Below are 18509 nucleotides of genomic sequence, written 5' to 3'. Positions count from 1 at the left end.
GGCGCAAGGTCACAGACGGATCGTCGCGAATCAATCACAACGCGAGTTCGTTTCACAGATTCGTCACACCGCCCCCGATTCTACTTTTGGCACAGGAACCTTTCGTCACGACCAGCCAAGCTCCCATACTCTACCTCCCGCTGCACGGCGAAATCGTCGTTAACGGCGAGGTTGTCATCCGGACACACATTGACACCCGGTAGTATCGCCAATACGGTCATGGTTGCCAAAGCATGAATATTCTTGGCCGGCCGCATTTTTCTCGAACATTCATAGTGTTTTGTCGCGGCGCGAGTGTGTGAAAGCGACGACGTAAATGGCAAGCGCATTTGATCTTGCTGATGCCGCGGCTCCGCGAACATCGCGGCTTTCTCGAATTGCAGGCGGCTTGGCGCGATCGCCGGTCGCGGGCGATCAACTTCAACGTGTGAACGGCTTCACACGTCATCGTCCCCAACAATTGTAAATATTGATCGGCTTCCACGCCGGTCGCAGGAGTGCGCATGACGACCATACCTGCTTATTCAATCGGTGGTTTAACGCGCCCCGAACTTCACCTCGATCCGACCGGACATATCATTCTTGATCCGGCCGCGCAGGCGTTCGCCGACACGTATGGTCTGCAATATCTCTACCTCGGCTGCCCTCCCGGCACGCTCTGGCCGCCGATCCAGGGCTTCCTGGCGCCGCCGACCGATGCCAATTCCAGCACCAACACGGTCGTTGAAGGCGCGGCAGCCAACACCTCGGTCGGCATCACTGCGCAGTCGAGCAGCCTGCTCGGCCTTCCGGTCACCTATTCGCTGACATCAGATTCCTCCTACGGCGGCTTCAAGGTCGATCCGAACACCGGCGTGATCTCGGTCGCCGATCCCACCAAGGTCGACTTCGAGAGCTCCGGCGGCAGCTACGTCGTCAATGTGCAAGCGACCGACGGCATCTTCGCGTCGTCGCAGAGTTTCGTGATTGCGGTCAGCAATGCGCCGCCATCGACACCGGTCGACAGCAACGCCGCCGCCAACGCCGTCAACGAGGGCGCCGCCGTCAATACCCTGGTCGGCATCACCGCATCGTCGGCCGATGTCAACGGCCCCGGCGTCACCTATTCGCTGACCGGCGATACGTCCGGCGGCGGCTTCAAGATCGATCCCAACACCGGCGTCGTCACCGTCGCCGATTCCACCAAACTCGACTTCGAGACCGCGCCGGGCCACGCCTACACCATCACCGTGCAGGCCAGCGACGGCCACGGCGGCTTCAGCTCGCAGAGCTTCACGATCAACGTCAACGACGTTCCGGTCTCTACGCCGGTCGACACCAATCCCGCCGCCAACAGCGTCGTCGAAGGCGCCGCCGTCAACACGCTGGTCGGCATCACGGCGTCCGCGGTCGATCCGAACGGCCCGGCAAGCACCTACTCGCTGACCGGCGACACCTCCGGCGGCGGCTTCAAGATCGATCCCAATACCGGCGTCGTCACCGTCGCCGATCCGACCAAGCTCGACTACGAGAGCGCGCCCGGCCACGCCTACACCATCACCGTGCACGCGACCGCCGGCGCGACCTCGTCGACCCAGACCTTCACCATCGGCGTCACCGACGCACCGCCGTCGGCGCCCACCGATACCGACGTCACGGCCAATTCGGTGGTCGAAGGCGCGGCCATCGGTACCGCGGTCGGGATCACCGCCCACGCCACCGACATCAATGGCGGCACCGTGACCTATTCGCTGGTCGGCGATGCGCACGGCTTCACCATCGACGCCGCGACCGGCATCGTCACCGTCGCCGATCCGACCAAGATCGATTTCGAAACCGCCCCCGGCCACGCCTACACCATCACCGCGCAGGCCAGTGACGGCACGCTGACCAGCACCCAGAGTTTCACCATCAACGTCACCGACGTGGCGCCGTCGACCCCGGTCGACAGCAACGCTGCAGCCAACACCGTGGTCGAAGGCGCAACCGCCGGCACCGCGGTCGGCATCACCGCGCATGCGGTCGACATCAACGGCCCGGCCGTGACCTATTCGCTGACCGGCGATACCTCCGGCGGCGGCTTCGCGATCGATCCGGCAACCGGCATCGTCACCGTCGCCGACCCGACCAAGATCAACTATGAAAGCGCGCCCGGCCACGCCTACACCGTGACGGCGACCGCCAGCGACGGCACGCTCGCGAGTTCGCAGACCTTCACCATCGGCGTCACCAACGCCCCGCCGTCGGCCCCGGTCGACGCCGACGCCAACCCCAATGCGATCGCCGAAGGCGCGGCCAACGGCTCGACCGTCGGCGTCACCGCGTCGGCGATCGACGTCAACGGCCCGCCGGTCACCTATTCGCTGGTCGGCGACACCTCCGGCGGCGGCTTCACCATCGATGCGACGACGGGTGTCGTTACCGTCGCCGACGGCACCAAGATCGATTACGAAACCAGCGGCGCGGCTCACAGCTACACCATCACCGCGCAGGCTAGCGACGGCCTGGGCGGCACCAGCACGCAGAGCTTCACCATCGCCGTCACGGACGTTGCGCCATCGACCCCGGTCGACAGCGACGTCGGCGCCAACAGCGTCGTCGAAGGCGCCGCCGCCGGCAGCACGGTCGGCATCACCGCGTCGGCGATCGACGTCAACGGCCCGGCCGTGACCTATTCGCTGGTCGGCGACACCTCGGGTGGCGGCTTCACCATCAACGCCGCGACCGGCGTCGTCACCGTCGCCGATCCCACCAAGATCGACTATGAGAGCAGCGGCGCGGGTCACAGCTACACCATCACCGCACAGGCGAGCGACGGTACGCTGGCGAGTTCACAGACCTTCACCATCGCAGTCAGCGACGCTGCGCCGTCGATTCCGGTCGATAGCAATGCCGCCGCCAACAGTGTCGTCGAAGGCGCCGCCGCCGGCAGCACGGTTGGCGTCACCGCGTCGTCGACCGACGTCAATGGCCCGGCCGTCACCTATTCGCTGGTCGGCGACACCTCGGGCGGCGGCTTCACCATCAACGCGACAACGGGTGTCGTCACCGTCGCCGATCCCACCAAGATCGACTACGAGAGCAGCGGCCCGACCCATTCCTACGCGGTGACCGCGCAAGCCAGCGACGGCACGCTCACGAGCTCGCAGACCTTCACCATCGCTGTCGCCGACGCTCCGCCGTCGACCCCGGTCGATGCCGACGCCAATCCCAACTCGATCACCGAAGGCGCGGCCAACGGCTCGACCGTCGGCATCACCGCATCGTCGGTCGACGTCAACGGCCCGGCCGTGACCTATTCGCTGATCGGCGACACCTCCGGCGGCGGCTTCACCATCAACGCGACAACGGGCGTCATCAGCGTCGCGGACTCGACCAAGATCGATTACGAAAGCGCGGCCGGGCACGCCTACACCGTCACCGCCCAGGCGAGCGACGGTACGCTGGCGAGCTCGCAGACCTTCACCATCGCCGTTACCGACGTCGCGCCATCGACCCCGGTCGACAGCGACGGCGCCATCAACCGCGTCGCGGTCGGCGCTCCGGTCGGCTCGGGAGCCGGCGTGACGGCATCCTCGACCGACGTCAACGGCCCGGCCGTGACCTATTCGCTGGTCGGCGACACCTCCGGCGGCGCCTTCACCATCAATGCGGCCACCGGCAAGGTCATGGTCGCCGATCCCACCAAGATCCACGCCGCCGATCCGTCCTACGACATCACGGTCGATTCCTCCGACGGCACGCTGCACAGCCAGCAGACCTTTACCATCGCCGTCGTCATCGACCAGGCACCGGTCGTCACCGCCGGCCACACCCTTGGCTACACGGAAAACCAGGCCGCGACTGTGATCGATTCGACGATCACCGTGACCGACGGCGACGACGCCAATCTGGCGTCCGCGACGGTTCAGATCACCGGCAACTACGTCGTCGGCGAGGACGTCCTCGGCTTTGTCACCCAGAACGGCATCAGCGGATCGTTCGACGCCGCAACGGGTACGCTGACGCTGACCGGCACCTCCAGTGTCGCCAACTATCAGGCCGCGCTCGCGTCGGTGACCTATTTCAACACCAGCGACAATCCGTCCGGGCTGGCGCGCACCGTCACGATCACAGCCAATGACGGCACGCTCGACAGCACGCCGGTCACCGACACCATCAACGTCACTCCGGTCAACGACCCGGCCGTCGTCACCGCCGGCCACACGCTGAACTACACCGAGAATCAGGTCGCGACGGCGTTCGATCCGGCGATCACGGTAACCGACGTCGACAACACCACGCTGGCCGGCGCGACGATGCAGATCACCGGCAACTATGCCAACGGCCAGGATGTCCTGGGCTTCACCACCATCGGCAACATCACCGGCACGTTTGATGCCGCGACCGGCAAACTGACGTTGACCGGCACCGACACGGTCGCCAACTACCAGGCCGCGCTGGCCTCGGTGACCTATTTCAACACCAGCGACAACCCATCGGGCCTCGCGCGCACCGTCACGATAACAGCCAATGACGGCGCCGCGAATTCCACGGCAGTCACCGACACCATCAACGTCACGCCGGTCAACGATCCGCCGGTCACGTCAGCCGGCGGCACGCTGAACTACATCGAGAACCAGGCCGCGACCGCGATCGACACGTCGGTCAACGTGTCCGACGTCGACAGCGCCAACATGGCCAGCGCTACGGTTGCCATTACCGGCGGCTTCGCCGCCGGCCAGGATGTGCTCGGCTTCAACCCCCAGAACGGCATCGTCGGATCGTACAACGCTCTGACCGGCGTTTTGACCTTGACCGGCTCCTCCAGCGTCGCGAACTACAAGGCCGCCCTCGACTCCATCACCTATTTCAACACCAGCGACAATCCGTCCGAGGCGGATCGTACCGTCAGCTTTACGGTCAATGACGGCTCGCTGGACAGCAACACCTCGACCTCGACCATCCATGTCACGCCGGTCAACGACGCGCCGGTGATCAGCTTCGGCGCCATCGCCGGATTCACCGAACCGCCGAACGGCACGCCGGCGGCCAACTCGACGCCGGTCACGATCACGCCAAACCTGACAATCACTGACGCCGAAGGCAACAACCTGACCGATGCGACCTTCGTGCTGAACGACCTGAAGCCGTCGGACGCGCTTTCGATCGCGGGGCACGCCGGCGCGAGCGGCGACATCGGCGGCATCCACTTCGACATCAGCAGCACCGCCGGCACCGAAACGATCAGCTTCACCGGCACCGACACGCTGGCGCACTACAATGCGGCGCTCGACCTGATCCAGTTCAACAACACCAGCGAAAACCCCGATACCACCGCGCGTTCCTATACCCTGACCGTGCACGATGACGGCGGCACCGCGAATGGCGGCAACAACACCGGGACGGCATCGACGACGGGAAGCGTGACCGCCGTCAACGATGCGCCCACCGCAACGGTGCCGGCGGACAATTCGATCGGCACTGCCTTCTCGCACACCAATCTTACGATCTCCGGCCTGTCGGTCGCCGACGTCGACGCCAGCAGCGGGAACGTCACGGCGACGATCAGCTCAGGCCACGCCGCCCTGAGCTTCGACACCACGGGGCTCGCGAGCTTCACCAACAACGCCAGCCACACCGTCACGCTCACCGGCACCATCGCGCAGGTCAATACCGGGCTGGCGACGCTGACCTACAACAGCGACGACGGCTTCACCGGCTCGGATACCGTCACGCTCAACGTCAACGACAACGGCAACACCGGTACACCCGGCGCGCAAACCTCCGGCGCGCAGACCTTCCATGTCGGCGTCGTGCCGCAGGTGTTCTACATCGACAACTCGACGACAGGCACCAGCCTCAACCTCGGTACCCAGCACGATCCCTACACCTCGATCGCGGCCTTCAACGCGGCGAATCCGGCCGGCTCCGGCGACTATGTCGTGCTCGAGCACGGCACCGGCACCTACAGCGAAGCCAACGGCATCAACCTCGCCAGCGGCGTCAACCTGATCGGCGGCAGCCATACCCTGACGTTCACCAATCCGGTGACCAACGCCACGGTGACCGCGAATGTCGGCTCCGGCACCGATCCGGTCATCCATGTCACCGGCGCCGACAACGGCATCGACCTGCTCGGCACCACGGGTCACACCATCACCGGCGTCAGCATCGACACCTCGGCCTCGACCGGCATCGGCATCAGCGACGACGGCAACAATGTCGGCACCGTCACGATGTCCGACATCACGGTCAAGACCGCCAGCGGCACCGGCTTGAGCTTCACCCATGGCGGCACCATCACGCTGACCGGCAGCGCCAACTCCATCACATCAGGCACCGGCACCGCGCTCGATGTCGAGAACACCCAGATCGGCTCAGCCAACCTCATCCTCAAGAGCATCACCTCGAGCGGCGGGTCCAACAACGGCATCATTCTGTCGAACACCGGCACGGCCGCCGGCAATGGCGGCCTGCATGTCACCGGCGACGGCTCGACGGCGGGCAGCGGCGGCACCATCGCCAGCAAGACCGGCGCCGACGCCAGCACCACGCAAGGCAGCGGCGTCTACCTCAACAACACCAAGGACGTTGAGCTCTCCTATCTGACGATGCACGACTTCCAGAACTACGGCATCGTCGGCACCAACGTCACCGGCTTTGCCCTCGGCAATACCACGGTGACCGGCACCAACGGCGACAATGTCGGCGGCATCGGCGAAGGCGACGTCTACTTCACCGGCCTGTCGGGCGCGGCGACGGTGACGAACTCGACCTTCACGGGCGCGGCGCTCGATGCGTTCCACGTCTTCAACAACAGTGGTCAGACGCTCAACCGCATCACCATCACCGGCTCGACCTTCGCCACCAATTCGGTGGCCAGCAACTCGTCGGGCGATGCACTGGTGTTCCAGGCCACCGACGGAACGTTCAACGCGACGGTTCAAAGCTCGACGTTCACGTCGGCGCGCGGTGACCTGTTCCAGCTCGATCTGCACGGCGGTGTCAGCTCGGATCTCGTGCTGGGCGGCGCGACCGCCGGACTTGGCAACAGCTTCTCGAACAACAACCAGAACATCGTCTCGGGCGGCGGCGGCATCACCATCAGCTCCGGCGGAGCCGGCGATCACGCCAACCTGACCTTCGACATCGCGAACAATACCATGCGCGATGCGCTCGGCACGGCGCTCGGCATCAGCACCGGATCGGGCGCGGGTTCGTTTACCGGCACGATCGATTCCAACACCATCGGCGTGGCGGCTATCGCCAACAGCGGTTCCGTCCAGGGCTCCGACATCGGCTTCATCACCGACGGCGGCGCCAATTCCAGCGTCACGATCACCAACAACCATCTCTTTCAATATGGCAACGGCGACGGCATCCTGTTGCAGACCGGTGATGCGGTCGACGGCGGCAACGCACGATTGACCGCGATCGTCATGGGCAACACGGCGTCCAACCCCGGCACATTCGGCAATCATGGCTTTGAGCTCAACGCCGGTACGGTTGCGGGCGACGCGCAGAGCGTCTCGCTGACGCTGGGCGGCACCGGCGCCCAGGAAAATCAGTTCCTGGGTTCGGGCTCGGGTGGCGGCACCGATATCCGGCTGCGCGATCGCGACAACACCACCGTCGGTCTGCATGCGGGCGATGGTTCGTCCTATGGCGGCGGCGCGACCGATACCGCCGCGATTGCGGCCTATGTGCTGGCGCACAATACGGTCACCACGGCGCCGACAATCAGCGTCGTGGCGGCCAGCACCAACGGGTTCGGCGCATCGCCAATGCTCGCCGCAGACGGCGGCGTGCAGGCCGCTGTCGCGACCCCGGGTGAAACCCACCTGACACAAGGCGAGCTCGACTCGGTCGTCTCGGCGGCCATTACCCAATGGGCGAAGGCAGGCGCCGACTCGGATCAACTCGCCGCGCTGCATGCCGTCACTTTCAGCGTCGCCGACCTCGCCGGCCAAATCGTCGGCCTGGAAAGCGCCGGCCACATCACGATCGATACCGATGCCGCCGGCCACGGCTGGTTCGTCGATCCGACACCGTCGGACAATTTTGAGTTCACGCACGCGCTCAATGCTTCCGGCACCAGCCTGCAGACGGATCCGTCGACGGCAGCAGCGGGTCATCTCGATCTGCTGACCGCGGTGGTCCACGAGTTGGGACACGTGCTCGGTCTCCCCGATTTGACGTCGTCATCCGATGCCAACGACCTGATGTATATCGATCTCGCCGATGGCGAGCGCCGGCTCCCGACTGCCGCAGATGTCGTTCAAGCCAACGTGGGATCGCAGAAGGCGATGCCCATGCAAAGCGACACATCCTCGAATCAGCAGGCGACCAACGGCTTCGATTTCTCGTCGTTCACGCCGACGCAGTCGCAGTCCAACACAAGCCATGCGGACCTGGCCACGCACAGCCAGACCTTGTCCAATCTGTTCAGCGGGCATTCCAATGCCGCGCCCTCATGGTGGGTCGGCCACGAGGCGGCGTTCGCCGCCATGGGCGGCACGCCGACCGACGATCACACCCATACCCTGGTCCATCATGACCTGATCGTCTGAACGGGTACCGCATCAACCACAACGCCAGCCGGATCGCTTCGGCAGGCGTTGTTCGCTCGGCGCAATCGAATCCGAATTGCCCGCAGCGGAGAACTCCGACCGTCGCGCAGGAAGCGCTTGCGGACGTCCGTTTCTTGACGTGAGCTCCGCAGCCAGCGATCGCGGCTCGCCGATGCCACGCTCAACCGGCGATTGAAAAAGAATTGCCAACACGGCACAATCGTTTAGGTTGCACTTCATAAAAAACACGCTATCGTGCACAGGTTGTCGACGCGGCATCATTGTCTCGTATTTATTGCAAATCTTACGACGTATTCGCGGAGGACCTATGGCCGATCCATATCTTTCCGAAATCCGCATGATGTCGTTCAACTTTGCTCCGAAGGGCTGGGCGCTCTGCAACGGCCAGTTGATGCCGATCAATCAGAACCAGGCGCTGTTCTCGTTGCTGGGCACGACCTATGGCGGGGACGGGCGCGTCACGTTTGGCCTGCCCGACCTCCGCGGCCGGGTGCCGATCAGTATGGGCGCGGGCTACGCGCTTGGCCAACGGGCCGGCGAGGAGGGCCATACGCTCACGATCAGCGAGATGGCGCAGCACAATCATTTGGCAAACGCCACCAACAGCAACGGCACCACGCCGATCGATGCGGGCAGCTATCTCGGTGCCTTCAACAACGGCTACAGCACGTCGATGACCAACATCACGACGCTCAATCCCGCGACCGTGGGCAATGTCGGCGGCAGCCAGGCCCATCAGAACATGCAGCCGTTCCTGACGATCAATTTCAGCATTGCCCTTCAGGGCGTTTTCCCCTCGCCGAACTGATGAGAAGCGCCGATGTCACAACCTTTTGTAGGCGAAATCCGTATGTTCGGCGGCAACTTTGCCCCGGCGGGATGGAATTTCTGTGACGGCAGCCTACTGGCGATTTCCCAGTACGACACGCTGTTCAATCTGATCGGCACCACCTATGGCGGCGATGGCCAATCCACCTTCGCAGTCCCCGATCTGCGCGGCCGCCTGCCGCTCCACATGGGCACCGCCAGTAGCGGGACGAGCTATGTCATCGGCCAGAATGGCGGCGTCGAAAACGTAACGCTCACGGTACAGACGATCCCGCAGCATTCGCACGCCTTCATCGCCTCGACGCAGACCGGCACCGGGGCGAACCCGCAAGGAAATATCCTTGATCAGGTGTCCGGCACGATCGCCATGTACGTCGACGGTCAGCCGCCCGATGGCCCGATGGCAAGCGGAATGCTGACGAACGCGGGCGGAAGCCAGCCGCACAACAATTTGCAGCCGCTGCTTTGCGTCGGCTTCATCATTTCGCTGTTCGGCATTTTCCCGAGCCAGAGCTAGGAGCGCGACAGCATGTCCGATCCCTTTGTCGCCGAGATCCGCATCTTTCCCTTCAACTTCGCGCCCAAGGGCTGGGCCTTCTGCAGCGGTCAGCTCTTGCCGATCTCGCAGAATACGGCGCTGTTCTCGCTGCTTGGCACCACCTATGGCGGCAACGGCACGTCGAACTTCCAGCTGCCCAACATGCAGGGCAACGCGCCGCTGGCGCCTGGACAGGGCCCCGGGCTGTCGCTGTATGACCTCGGAGAGACTGGCGGCTCGACCTCGGTCACCCTGCTGCAAACCCAGATACCGCTTCACAACCACCTCGTGAATGTCGATACGCAGGACACGGCCGACGTCCAAGTCCCCAGCCCGACCCGCATCCTGGGCAAATCGGCGAGTGCCTTCGCCTATGTGCCCGGAAACCCGGCGCCGACGTTGATCCAGATGAACGCCGCCATGATCGGCATGACCGGCGGCAACCAGCCGCACAACAACATGCAGCCGTATCTCACCTTGAATTTCTGCATCGCGCTGCAGGGCGTATTCCCGCCACGAAGCTGAGGTCGCTTTGGTTCTCGATACGTCGGACAGCATCAGTCCTGCGTTCGGCTGGGCGCGCGCCGCCGAATCCGGTTGCCGCTTTCGCCGGCAGGCGGAGGCTGATCTGCCGTTCCTCGGCCGGCTCTACGCCTCGACGCGCGCCGAGGAGCTGGCGCCGGTGCCGTGGAGCGAGGCGGACAAGGCCGCCTTCCTCGATCAGCAATTCCGCGCCCAGCACGCGCACTATCAGCAATACTATCCGAACACCGACTGGCTGGTAATCACGCATGGCGGCGAGAACATCGGCCGGTTCTATATCGAGCGCTGGCCGAGCCAGCACCGCATCATCGACATCGCCTTCCTTCCCGAACATCGCGGCAAGGGATATGGCGAAGCGCTGCTGCGCGATGCAATGGACGAGGCGGCTGATGCCGGCAAGGACGTCTCGATCCATGTCGAGAAGTTCAATCCGGCGATGCGGCTCTACCGCCGGCTCGGTTTCGTCACCGAGGAAGACAAGGGCGTCTACGACCTGATGCGCTGGATCAGGCCCGGCCCCCGCGCCGCATGAGCGTCAGGTGAAGATCGCCTGATAGCCGTTGCCGTCTCCGAGCGGGCCGATCGGCACCAGGAAGATCTCGATCACGCCCAGCGCCGGATGCCGCACTGGATAGATCGCCTGCGGCAACCACGCCCCCTTCGGCCCCGCGAACAACAGCGAGAACGCGCCCCTCGGCCGGCCGCTGTTGCCCGCGGGCTCGACCTTGGCGAGTTTCAGCGCCACTGCGCCTTCCGCGGTCTGCATCTCGAACTCCGCGCCCTGATGCGGCCTGAAGTCGTCAATATGCAGTTTCGCCAGATCGACGGTGGATGTCATGCGCACGTCCCTGTTGCTTTCGAGGTGTAACACACGCCGCGATGTCGCCGTCAAGATTTCTGCCGGGCATCTTTTCTTCGATCTGAAGCGCTCGCCGCTGTCATTTCGGTGAGTACCTGTTGTCGACCGTCATTCCGGGGCTCGCGAAGCGAGAACCCGGAATCCATTCATCCACTTGTTCGGCGGCTCAATGGATTCCGGGCTCGGCCCTGCGGGCCGCCCGGAATGACGGGTGGATGGAGCGGAGCCCCCAAGCGCACCCGGATTTCCCTGCGCCCTCTGCTCAAGAGGAAGGCAAGTAAACGCAAGACTCGGACGCGTGGCGCCGCGAGGATGCGGATGTATGACTCGCAAGCCGCGCAGCATCCTCGGTGTCGTCCTGGCGAAGGCCAGGACCCATTACCCCAGATTTCGATTGCTGCGCGACGCTGGAGCCGCGATCCCGTTCACCACCGAGCCCGGTGGTTATAGGTCCCGGCCTTCGCCGGGACGACTGCGGTGAACGCGGAGCCTCTGAACGTGCAACCCAGACCCCTGATGACGGCCCCGATTTCCTCCGCTAACCTCCCCGCAAAGGGCCGCCAGCAAGGCGGGCTATCTTGAGGGAGGACAGCCGCGTGCATCGAGGCCGTGTCGTATTCGGCGCCATGGACGAGGTCGTGTTCGGGCGGCCCGCCCGTGAGGCCGTCGTCGAGCAACTGGACCGGCTTGGCGCCCAGCGCGCCTTCCTGATGGTGTCGGGTACGCTGAACCGCGAGACCGACGAGATCGAAAAAGTCCGCGAGAAGCTCGGCGCCCGCTGTGTCGGCACCTTCGACCAGATGCCGGCGCATACGCCGCGCGCCGCGGTGATCGCGGCGACGCAACAGGCACGTGATGCGAAGGCCGATCTGATCGTCACCATCGGCGGCGGTTCGATCACCGACGGCGCCAAGGCGGTGCAGCTTTGCCTCGCCAACAACGTCACGACATCCGACGGCATCGACACGATCCGCACCCGTGGCGGCGTCTCGCCCGAGATGAATCCCCCCACCGTGCGCCAGATCAGCGTGCCGACCACGATCGCCGGCGGCGAGTTCTCGTCGATCGCAGGCGTCACCAACGAAACCAAGCGGCAGAAGGAGATGCTGCGCCATCCCCTGGTGATGCCGCGCGCCACCATCCTCGATCCGGAGCTGTCGGTGCACACGCCGAACTGGCTGTTCCTGTCGACCGGCATCCGCGCCGTCGATCATTGCGTCGAGGGCATCTGCTCGCGCGAGGCGCATCCCTACGGCGATGCGCAAGCCTTGAAGGGGCTGGAGATGCTGGCGCAGGGCCTGCCGCGGGTGAAGGCCGATCCGAACGACATATCGGCGCGGATGGATTGCCAGATCGGCACCTGGCTCTCGACCGGCCCGCTCGCCTCCGGCGTGCCGATGGGCGCGAGCCACGGCATCGGCTACGTGCTCGGCGCCGAGTTCGACGTGCCGCACGGCTACACCTCATGCGTAATGCTGCCGGCGGTGATGCGCTGGAACAAACGCGACAATGCCGACCGGCAGGCGCTGGTCGCGGCCGCGATGGGACATCCGGGCGCGGACGCCGGCGACGTGCTCGACCGCTTCATCCGCGACCTCGGCATGCCGCGCAGTTTGCAAGAGGTCCACGTCGGACCCGAGCATTTCGACCGCATCGCGGCGGGTGCGATGCGCACGCCCTGGGTGCCGCGCAACCCGCGCAAGATCGACGGTCCATCCCAGGTCCGCGAGATTCTGGTGATGGCCGCTTAAAACAACACTGAGGGGAGATCTGAGCTTCGATGTACACCGGCAAGCATGCTTACCTGCGCCCGCTGCAACCGGCCTTCATCATGGCCGGGACCGGCGAGATCGTCACCTATCGCGAGCTCGAGGCGCGCAACAACCGTCTCGCGCATCTGTTCCGCAACCGCGGCATGAAGCGGCTCGATCACTATTCGATCTTCATGGAGAACAACAACCGCTACCTCGAGGCCTGCGGCGCCGGTGAACGGTCCGGCCTCTACTTCACCTGCGTCAATTCCTACCTCACGCCCAGTGAGCTCGCCTACATCCTGACCAACAGCCAGTCGCGGATCCTGATCACCTCGAAGCTGAAGCTCGACATCGCGCGCGAGGCGCTGAAGGAGTGCCCGCAGGTCGAGCTCTGCATCGTGGTCGACGGCGACAGCGAGAGCGATCGCATCGTCGGACTGCAACAGGCGACCGCGGGGCTGCCGGCGACGCCGATCGCGGACGAATATGCGGGCACCGCGATGCTCTATTCCTCCGGCACGACCGGCCGGCCGAAGGGCATCGTGCGGCCGCTGCCCGAGCAGCCGCCGTCGCAAAACCTGCCGCTGTTCGATTTCCTGACCAAGCTCTGGCACTACCGCGAGGGCATGGTCTATCTGTCGCCGGCACCGCTCTATCACTCGGCGCCGCAGGCCGCGGTCAATCTCACCATCCGGATGGGCGGCACCGTCGTCATCATGGAGAGCTTCGATCCGGAGCGCTATCTCCAGCTCGTCGAAAAATGGGGCATCACTCACAGCCAACTGGTGCCGACGATGTTCTCGCGCCTGCTGAAACTGCCCGAGGAGGTTCGCGCCCGCTACGATCTGTCGACGCTCGAGATCGCGATCCATGCCGCGGCGCCCTGCCCGGCGCTGGTCAAGGACGACATGATCAAATGGTGGGGCCCGATCATCCACGAATATTACGGTGCGACCGAGGGCCTCGGCTTCACCGCCTGCAACAGCGAGGAATGGCTCGCGCATCGCGGCACCGTCGGCAAGGTGCTGCTCGGCGACCTGCATATCCTCGACGAGAACATGCAGCCCTGTCCGAAGGGCACACCGGGCACGGTGTGGTTCAAGACCGCAACGCCGTTCGAGTATTTCAACGATCCGGCCAAGACCAGCGAGGCCCGCTCGGCGGACGGCAGCATGAGCACGGTCGGCGACGTCGGCTATGTCGACGACGACAATTTCCTCTATCTGACCGATCGCGCCACCTTCATGATCATCTCCGGCGGCGTGAACATCTACCCGCAGGAATGCGAGAACCTCCTGATCACCCATCCCAAGGTCGCCGACGCCGCAGTGTTCGGCGTGCCCAATGTCGATCTCGGCGAGGAGGTGAAAGCGGTGGTGCAGCCGGTCGACGGCATCGCACCGGGGCCTGATCTCGCCGAGGAGCTGATCGCGTTCTGCGCAAGCTCGCTGTCGCGCCAGAAGGTGCCGCGCTCGGTGGATTTCGAGGCCGAGCTGCCGCGGCTGCCGACCGGAAAACTCTACAAGCGCCTGCTGCGCGATCGCTATTGGGGCAACAAGACCTCGCGGATCGTGTGAACAGGCGATGCGGCGAGCCGGGCCGTCGCAGCCAAGGACGCCGCACGGCGTAACAGACTCGCTCCTCGCGCGGATTTCGCGCTATGCTCCGGGATCGCAAGCCCGCTTCGCCGGAGGCCGCCATGCCGTCGCCCCAACCGCGCGAGCCCGAGCCGGTACAGGCTGGACGGCTCGAATTCACCGCCGCCGAGATCGGTGCGCTCGCCCATCTCTATCGTGGCGAGGTCTACCGCAGCACGGTCTGGCGCACCCGCCTGGACAGCTCCACCAACTGGGCGGTGGTCACGACCGGCATCGCGCTGTCGGCGACCTACAGCAGCGCGGAGGCCTCGCCTTTGCCGATGGTGCTGGTCGGGCTGCTGGTCACGGTCTTCCTACTGTTCGAGGCGCGGCGCTATCGCTACTTCAACGTCTGGCGTGCCCGCGCGCGGTTGCTCGAAACCGATTTCTACGCGCCGATGATCCGCGGCGAAGGTCCCTCGCCGGGCTCGGCCTGGACCGAGCTGCTCGCCAACGACTACCGCCACCCGAGCTATCACATCAGCCTTGCCCGGGCGATCGGCCGGCGGCTACGACGAACCTATGGCTGGATCTTCGCGATCCAGGCCATCGCCTATTACGGCAAGCTGGCGATCCATCCGCTGCCGCTGACCACGATCAGCGAGATCTGGGACCGCGCCTCGATCGGCCCGATCCCCGGAGCCATCGTGGTTCTGGCCGGCGTCGCCTTCCATTCCAGCTGGGCGCTGTTCGCCTTCGTCACGCAGCGCATGGAGGCCGCCGACCGGCGCACGCGGCACAATCTGATCGCGATGGGGTGAGGCGGCGCGAGCCGCGTTGCCGCTGGCGGGCTTTTCCCCTAACCTCGCCTCAACAAGAAAAGTCAGGGAGGATTTGCCGATGGAAGTGATCCCACTGCGCGAGGGATTCGGAGCCGAACTGCGCGGCGTCACGCTTTCGGATGTTGCCGCCAGCGATGCCGCCTATGCCGCGGTGCGCGCGGCGTTCGAGGAACATTCGGTGCTGGTGTTCCGCGGCCAGGAGGTCAGCGACGACATCCAGCTCGCCTTCTCGCGCCGCTTCGGCCCGCCCGAGACGACCAAGGTCGGCTCGATGGGCACCGGCTCGCATTTCGTGATCCTCTCGACCTTCGGCCCCGACGGCAAGGTGGTTCCGTCTGACCATCGGCAGCAGCTGCGCGCCAAGGCCAACCAGCTCTGGCACACCGACTCCTCCTTCAAGCGCGTACCGGCGCTGACCTCGATCCTGTCCGCGCGCATCATCCCCGAACATGGCGGCGAGACCGAGTATGTCTCGATGCGGCTGGCCTTCGAGCGGCTCGACAAGGATGTGGCGACGCGGCTGGAGAACTCGTTCGCCTGGCACTCCTACGCGCATTCGCGCAGCAAGGTCGCCACTGGGCTCGCAACGACTGAGGAGGTCGATGCGCTGCCGCCGGTGTGCTGGCGCATGGTCTGGCGCAATCCCGTCAATGGCCGCGGCGCGCTGTATCTCGCCTCCCATGCCTTTGGCGTCGAGGGCATGGATGCCGATGCCGGCAAGACGCTGATCGAGCAATTGACCGAAGCTGCGACCGCGCCCGGCGTCAGCTATCTGCATCAATGGAAGCAGGGCGATGTCGTGATGTGGGACAACCGCGCCACCATGCATCGCGGCCGCCCCTGGCCGGCGCATGAGGGCCGCCTGATGATCCGCACCACGATCTCGGCAACCGAGGCCGACGGCGTCGCGAACATGCGGCCGCCCTCAACGCAGGCGGCGGAGTGAAGCGAATACTCCCTCCCCGTCATCCTGAGGAGCGCGAAGCGCGTCTCGAAGGATGGACGGCCCGACAGGTGGCCGTGCATCCTTCGAGGCTCGCCCAGCGGCGCAATTGCGCCGCAAGGCTCGCATCTCAGGATGACGGAGCAGAACCGCGATCATATCGGCGACAAACTGTCGCTGATTGCCGAAGGTCGTACATCGCACGCATCGACGCCAGCAATCGAATTCGAACGAAGATTCGTAGCTTCATAGCAAAACAGACTGAGTTCCGTGCAATCACGGTCATTATTCCCCGTCCGTGGAAATCTTAATGCTGCCACGTCATCCGAATTGCCAATCCCCGCACCGCCCTCGCTGGTTGCCCGACAGCCTCACCGTGGTATCGTCGATGCCAATCGGCCATTGAGACCGAAATTCGTGGAGGGGACCATGCGGAGCGTGCAAGCGCTGGCCGTCGCGGTGTTGTCTGTGCTGACCATCAGCGACGTTTCGCGCGCAGCCGAGCCGAAATCCGGCGGCATCTTCAGGATCTATCACCGCGACAGCCCCGGCAGCGCCTCGATCCATGAGGGCGCGACCTATTCGGTGAACATTCCGTTCATGCCGATCTTCAACAATCTCGTCATCTTCGATCAGCACATCGCGCAGAACAGCGCCAGCACGATCCGGCCCGAGCTTGCGGAGAGCTGGGCCTGGAGCGGCGACAACAAGACGCTGACCTTCAAGCTGCGCAAGGACGTGAAGTGGCATGACGGCAAGCCGTTCACCGCGGCTGACGTCAAATGCACTTTCGACATGCTGATGGGCAAGTCGCAGCAGAAGTTCCGGCAGAACCCGCGCAAGTCCTGGTACGACCAGGTCGACGAGGTCACCACCAACGGTGACTATGAAGCATCGTTCAAGCTGAAGCGGCCGCAGCCCGCGCTCTTGTCGCTGCTCGCCTCGGGCTATTCGCCGGTCTATCCCTGCCATGTGTCGCCGGCGGAGATGCGCACCAAGCCTGTTGGTACCGGCCCGTTCAAGTTCGTCGAGTTCAAGGCCAACGAATCGATCAAGCTCACCAAGAACCCTGACTACTTCAAGAAGGGCCTGCCCTATCTCGACGGCATCGAGTTCACCATTATCACCAACCGCTCGACGGCGATCCTCGGATTCGTCTCGGGCAAGTTCGACATGACGTTCCCGACCGAGGTCTCGATCCCGCTGCTCAAGGACGTCAAGTCGCAGGACCCTAATGCGGTCTGTGTGGTGGAACCGAACAACGTCTCCACCAACATCATCATCAATTCGAGCGGACCGCCGTTCGACAATCTCGACATCCGCCGCGCGCTGGCGCTGGCGTTGGACCGCAAGGCGTTCATCCAGATCATGTTCGAGGGCCAGGGCGACATCGGCGGCACCATGGAGCCGGCACCCGACGGCCTGTGGGCGATGCCGAAGGAGATGCTGGAGCAGATTCCCGGCTACGGTCCCGACATCGAGAAGAACCGCGAGGAAGCCCGCAAGCTGATGCAGAAAGCAGGTTATGGCCCGGACAAGCACCTGCAGATCAAGGTGTCGACCCGCAACATCGCGGTCTACCGCGATCCCGCGATCATCCTGATCGACCAGATCAAGAGCATCTACATCGACGCCGAACTCGACGTTGTCGATACCGCGCAGTGGTTCCCGAAGGTCGCACGCAAGGACTATTCGCTCGGCCTCAACCTCACCGGCAACGCCGTCGATGAGCCCGATCAGTCCTTCTACGAAAACTATGCCTGCGGCTCGGAACGCAACTACACCAACTATTGCAACAAGGACATCGAGAAGCTGTTCGACCAGCAGTCCGAGGAGACCAACCTCGCCAAGCGCAAGAAGCTGGTCTGGGAGATCGACAAGAAGCTGCAGGAAGACGTCGCGCGCCCGATCATCTTCCATGCCCGGACCGGCACCTGCTGGAAGCCTTACGTGAAGAATGTCACGATCATGTCCAACAGCTCCTATAACGGCTATCGCTACGAAGACGTCTGGCTGGACAAGTAAGAAGGTACAGATCGGATGAGCGCTGGCGTACCCAGAACTTCACCTCTC

The 18509-nt window shown here is 64.3% G+C and carries 11 protein-coding genes; 10 read left to right on the top strand and 1 reads right to left on the bottom strand.

The window, feature by feature from the left end; all coding sequences use genetic code 11:
- Nucleotides 1-503: 503 nt before the first annotated feature.
- The 5 genes from AAFG07_RS02690 (at nucleotide 504) to AAFG07_RS02670 (ending at nucleotide 10993) form a co-directional block, all read left to right on the top strand.
- Nucleotides 504-8531 carry a cadherin domain-containing protein gene (locus AAFG07_RS02690; protein ID WP_342725899.1) on the top strand — a complete coding sequence of 2676 codons (8028 nt, stop codon included), beginning with the start codon at nucleotides 504-506 and terminating at the stop codon, nucleotides 8529-8531.
- Nucleotides 8532-8859: 328 nt separating this feature from the next.
- On the top strand, nucleotides 8860-9360 hold the full coding sequence (locus AAFG07_RS02685; protein WP_342725898.1) for a tail fiber protein: 501 nt from the start codon (nucleotides 8860-8862) through the stop codon (nucleotides 9358-9360).
- Nucleotides 9361-9372: 12 nt separating this feature from the next.
- On the top strand, nucleotides 9373-9897 hold the full coding sequence (locus AAFG07_RS02680; protein WP_342725897.1) for a tail fiber protein: 525 nt from the start codon (nucleotides 9373-9375) through the stop codon (nucleotides 9895-9897).
- Nucleotides 9898-9909: 12 nt separating this feature from the next.
- Nucleotides 9910-10443 (top strand): tail fiber protein, encoded by a 534-nt coding sequence (locus tag AAFG07_RS02675; protein WP_342725896.1) that lies wholly within the window; start codon nucleotides 9910-9912, stop codon nucleotides 10441-10443.
- Between the two features lie 7 nt (nucleotides 10444-10450).
- Entirely contained in the window at nucleotides 10451-10993 is a 543-nt protein-coding gene (locus AAFG07_RS02670; RefSeq protein WP_342725895.1) for a GNAT family N-acetyltransferase, read from the top strand.
- Between the two features lie 3 nt (nucleotides 10994-10996).
- Here the strand turns inward: AAFG07_RS02670 and AAFG07_RS02665 are convergent, their stop codons facing one another.
- Complete coding sequence (locus AAFG07_RS02665) at nucleotides 10997-11299, bottom strand: hypothetical protein (RefSeq protein WP_342725894.1); 303 nt, start codon at nucleotides 11297-11299, stop codon at nucleotides 10997-10999.
- A gap of 617 nt (nucleotides 11300-11916) precedes the next feature.
- Between AAFG07_RS02665 and AAFG07_RS02660 the strand changes: the two genes are divergently transcribed.
- From AAFG07_RS02660 to AAFG07_RS02640, 5 genes are all read left to right on the top strand, one after another.
- Nucleotides 11917-13071 carry an iron-containing alcohol dehydrogenase gene (locus AAFG07_RS02660; RefSeq protein WP_342725893.1) on the top strand — a complete coding sequence of 385 codons (1155 nt, stop codon included), beginning with the start codon at nucleotides 11917-11919 and terminating at the stop codon, nucleotides 13069-13071.
- Between the two features lie 29 nt (nucleotides 13072-13100).
- Nucleotides 13101-14651 (top strand): AMP-binding protein, encoded by a 1551-nt coding sequence (locus AAFG07_RS02655; protein ID WP_342725892.1) that lies wholly within the window; start codon nucleotides 13101-13103, stop codon nucleotides 14649-14651.
- A 122-nt stretch (nucleotides 14652-14773) separates the two neighbouring features.
- Nucleotides 14774-15472, top strand: a complete 699-nt coding sequence (locus tag AAFG07_RS02650) for a DUF2270 domain-containing protein (RefSeq protein ID WP_342725891.1) — start codon at nucleotides 14774-14776, stop codon at nucleotides 15470-15472.
- A gap of 79 nt (nucleotides 15473-15551) precedes the next feature.
- On the top strand, nucleotides 15552-16439 hold the full coding sequence (locus AAFG07_RS02645) for a TauD/TfdA family dioxygenase (RefSeq protein WP_342725890.1): 888 nt from the start codon (nucleotides 15552-15554) through the stop codon (nucleotides 16437-16439).
- 426 nt (nucleotides 16440-16865) lie between these two features.
- Nucleotides 16866-18461 carry an ABC transporter substrate-binding protein gene (locus tag AAFG07_RS02640; protein ID WP_342725889.1) on the top strand — a complete coding sequence of 532 codons (1596 nt, stop codon included), beginning with the start codon at nucleotides 16866-16868 and terminating at the stop codon, nucleotides 18459-18461.
- Nucleotides 18462-18509: the final 48 nt, after the last annotated feature.

The sequence above is a fragment of the Bradyrhizobium sp. B097 genome (assembly GCF_038957035.1).
Lineage (GTDB): Bacteria > Pseudomonadota > Alphaproteobacteria > Rhizobiales > Xanthobacteraceae > Bradyrhizobium.
Note: the sequence above shows the minus strand (reverse complement) of the source record. Positions and strands in the feature narration are given on the sequence as shown.

Excerpts from the sequence above, each read along its gene's own strand:
- AAFG07_RS02690 (WP_342725899.1), top strand. The coding sequence starts at position 504 with ATGACGACCATACCTGCTTATTCAATCGGTGGTTTAACGCGCCCCGAA.
- AAFG07_RS02685 (WP_342725898.1), top strand. The coding sequence starts at position 8,860 with ATGGCCGATCCATATCTTTCCGAAATCCGCATGATGTCGTTCAACTTT.
- AAFG07_RS02680 (WP_342725897.1), top strand. The coding sequence starts at position 9,373 with ATGTCACAACCTTTTGTAGGCGAAATCCGTATGTTCGGCGGCAACTTT.
- AAFG07_RS02675 (WP_342725896.1), top strand. The coding sequence starts at position 9,910 with ATGTCCGATCCCTTTGTCGCCGAGATCCGCATCTTTCCCTTCAACTTC.
- AAFG07_RS02665 (WP_342725894.1), bottom strand. The coding sequence starts at position 11,299 with ATGACATCCACCGTCGATCTGGCGAAACTGCATATTGACGACTTCAGG.
- AAFG07_RS02655 (WP_342725892.1), top strand. The coding sequence starts at position 13,101 with ATGTACACCGGCAAGCATGCTTACCTGCGCCCGCTGCAACCGGCCTTC.
- AAFG07_RS02650 (WP_342725891.1), top strand. The coding sequence starts at position 14,774 with ATGCCGTCGCCCCAACCGCGCGAGCCCGAGCCGGTACAGGCTGGACGG.
- AAFG07_RS02645 (WP_342725890.1), top strand. The coding sequence starts at position 15,552 with ATGGAAGTGATCCCACTGCGCGAGGGATTCGGAGCCGAACTGCGCGGC.
- AAFG07_RS02640 (WP_342725889.1), top strand. The coding sequence starts at position 16,866 with ATGCGGAGCGTGCAAGCGCTGGCCGTCGCGGTGTTGTCTGTGCTGACC.